The organism is Acetivibrio mesophilus (genome assembly GCF_004102745.1).
GTDB classification, from domain to species: Bacteria; Bacillota; Clostridia; order Acetivibrionales; family Acetivibrionaceae; genus Hungateiclostridium; species Hungateiclostridium mesophilum.
In genome coordinates this window covers 1-2,538 of the sequence record NZ_RLII01000070.1, presented here as the reverse complement: position 1 = coordinate 2,538, position 2,538 = coordinate 1, and the positions used below count along the sequence as shown (strand labels likewise).

The 2,538-nt window shown below is 37.0% G+C and carries 5 protein-coding genes; 4 read left to right on the top strand and 1 reads right to left on the bottom strand.

From position 1 onward, the window contains the following. The 3 genes from EFD62_RS17705 to EFD62_RS17195 form a co-directional block, all read left to right on the top strand. A partial coding sequence (locus EFD62_RS17705) for a DUF7587 domain-containing protein (RefSeq protein ID WP_162302540.1) occupies positions 1–653 on the top strand: 653 nt, incomplete at its 5' end. Positions 654–670: 17 nt separating this feature from the next. Then, positions 671–976, top strand: a complete 306-nt coding sequence (locus EFD62_RS17200; RefSeq protein ID WP_128706585.1) for a hypothetical protein — start codon at positions 671–673, stop codon at positions 974–976. A gap of 266 nt (positions 977–1,242) precedes the next feature. Then, positions 1,243–1,647: a single-stranded DNA-binding protein gene (locus tag EFD62_RS17195; protein ID WP_128706584.1), complete on the top strand. Its 405-nt coding sequence runs from the start codon at positions 1,243–1,245 to the stop codon at positions 1,645–1,647. A gap of 168 nt (positions 1,648–1,815) precedes the next feature. On the opposite strand, the gene EFD62_RS17190 is transcribed toward EFD62_RS17195, so the two are convergent. Beyond that, positions 1,816–2,004: a hypothetical protein gene (locus EFD62_RS17190; RefSeq protein WP_128706583.1), complete on the bottom strand. Its 189-nt coding sequence runs from the start codon at positions 2,002–2,004 to the stop codon at positions 1,816–1,818. A gap of 238 nt (positions 2,005–2,242) precedes the next feature. Here EFD62_RS17190 and EFD62_RS17185 point away from each other — a divergent pair. Then, the coding region (locus EFD62_RS17185) for a hypothetical protein (protein ID WP_155522928.1) at positions 2,243–2,538 on the top strand (296 nt) is incomplete at its 3' end.

Here is a 2,538-nt window from a genome sequence, read left to right as displayed (position 1 = left end):
TTGGAGATTTTGTTTCATCGGTAGGAGACAGTATAAAGAATCAAGTAGACAACATAAGTAGGCAAATAGACAACGTATTTAGCCCTAAATTAGCAGTAGCTGGTGGAATAGATGTCGACATAAATTACCCTAATAATTTGGTTAAGAATACAGGAGGAGTGCCCAAAACACAAACACAGATAGAATACAATAATGCAATACAGAATTTCAAAGCAAAACAGAGCGTTGATGTAAATGCGGGAGCTGGTAATGGTAGCCTTATAAGAACTGTAGGTGAAAATGGACAAACCAAAGTATATAGAGTAATTCGCCCAGATGAAAATCCACTAAATGGATTAACAGCGAAGAATCCACAAAGGGGTATGACTGTAGAAGGGCACATTACTTCTGGTAGTAGAAATAAAGGTTCTCAGTACATTTCAACAACAACAGATATAAATGTTGCAAAAAAATGGGCGGAAAAGACGGGAAATAAAATTGTGGAAATAGATCTTACAAAACTACCTGATGATGTAAATATTATTGACTTATCAACAGATGCAGGACGCAATGCTTTTTTAAAAGGATCAACCGCCAAAAGGCTTGCCAAGGGAGCTTCTGAGGTATTAATAGAAGGTAATATCCTTAGTGAAGCAATAAAATTAATAAAATAGAAAGGATTGAAGTAAATATGGATAATAAGTTGATGGTTTTAGAAGAGTTGCTTTTATCTGATAATGGACTTTTGGTATCACTTCGGTTAGGTGATGGATTGAAACAAGACAAAGTGGAAATGATATGCAAACTACTCGAAGAACTTGCTAAAGACTGGGCTAGTATTGACTGTATCCCTAAAAAAGCTGTGGATTTATTTATAGATTTTTACCCTGCTATGGAATCCTCGTGTGGATTGTACAACGAAGAAGAACAATTATTGATAATGGATGTTGCAGATAAAATCATGGATTTAATTCGACAATGTGTTACAAGCAATTAGGAAATACAAGCTGTAGGTTACAAAAATCCCATTGTAGGTAATTTGATGCTAAAAAATTGAATAAAACCATTATATGGCATTTGTAAAAAGTATCTTGAATAAAAATAATAAAAAAAACGGAATTTCTCGGTAAACAACCGGGAGATTTCGTTTTTAAGGCATGGCAAAAAAGCCTTGATGAGACAATAAAAACTTAATCAGGCAACTTTTGAGCTGTTAAGTATTGATTAAAATAAAACCTAATAAAAATGATGGAAGGTGATTTGATGAACAAAATAATATTAATGGGCAGATTAACCGCAGACCCAGAAATGAGACATACCACAACTGGGAAATCCGTTTGCAGTTTCAGACTGGCAGTAAAAAGAAGGTTTGTAAGGCAGGGTGAACAGGAAGACACTGACTTTTTTCCTGTTACAGCATGGGAAAAAACAGGTGAATTTTGCAACAACTATTTTCGCAAAGGTCAACAAGTAGCAGTTGTGGGAAGAGTTCAAAACAGGTCATGGACAGATGACCAAGGCAATAAACGTATTATTACCGAAGTAATAGCCGAAGAAGCCCATTTTGCAGAAAGCAAGCGTGACAACTATTCTGAAACAGGTTTTGAAACAAAGCAGGAAGCAAACGGATTTTTCCCAATGGATGATTCAGACGACCTTCCATTTTAAGGATATCAGCTTACCTTTGAAACCAGCCATGAAATAACCGGGAAGTACGGGGGATAATACCCGTACCTCCCGTAATACCTGTGCCTCATACCTCTTCACCCTCTACAGCATCTATACCCTCAACATCAACAGCCTTAATAACTATCTGACCCTTGGTGACCTCAACAACTACCTTATGACATACTCAAAACCAAACTCCTTAAGCCATGAGCCACTGACCTTGACCTCAAGGCACTCATCCATCCAGAACTTACCTACTGAACCCAGACATACCATAAAAACAACCTCCACAAAAAAATACTCTGCACCTACCGGGCCGAATACCGCTCCATAAACCGGAGAAAAAAGTACCGCCATCTCTTGCGCCTGTCAAGATTATTTTTTAAAAATTTTTCCGTCAGGATAAGTTTTGTACACAACGTGCCTCAAAAGTACGTTAGTGGCAGAACCTATGTCAAATTTTCTTTGAAGTTAAATTGCTTTGTGTCTTGATGTACCCGTATCCATAAGGGATTTTGAATTTTTATTTATAGAAGGATTTTTCTTTTTGATAACGAAGCCAAAAAATATATAAAAAGCTGATTTGCTTGATAAAGTGAATTTTCTAACAAAGAAGGTTAAAGACAAGGCAGGAAGGCTGAAGTATGTATATGACGGAACGATTACGAACGGAGCCTCAATAAGCAGCCTGGACAGGTCAAAATTAATAACATACGAGTATTATGACAATGGGGCCAGAAAGAGTGTATTGTATCCGGAATTTGCAAAGAATGGACAAACCTATAGGTATGAAGAGGTATATGATTATTATCCGGATGGGACGCTTAACAACCTTATCAACCGAAGGGTAAAGGTAGTTAACCAGGGAACTCCTATAGTAGATGCTGAAAT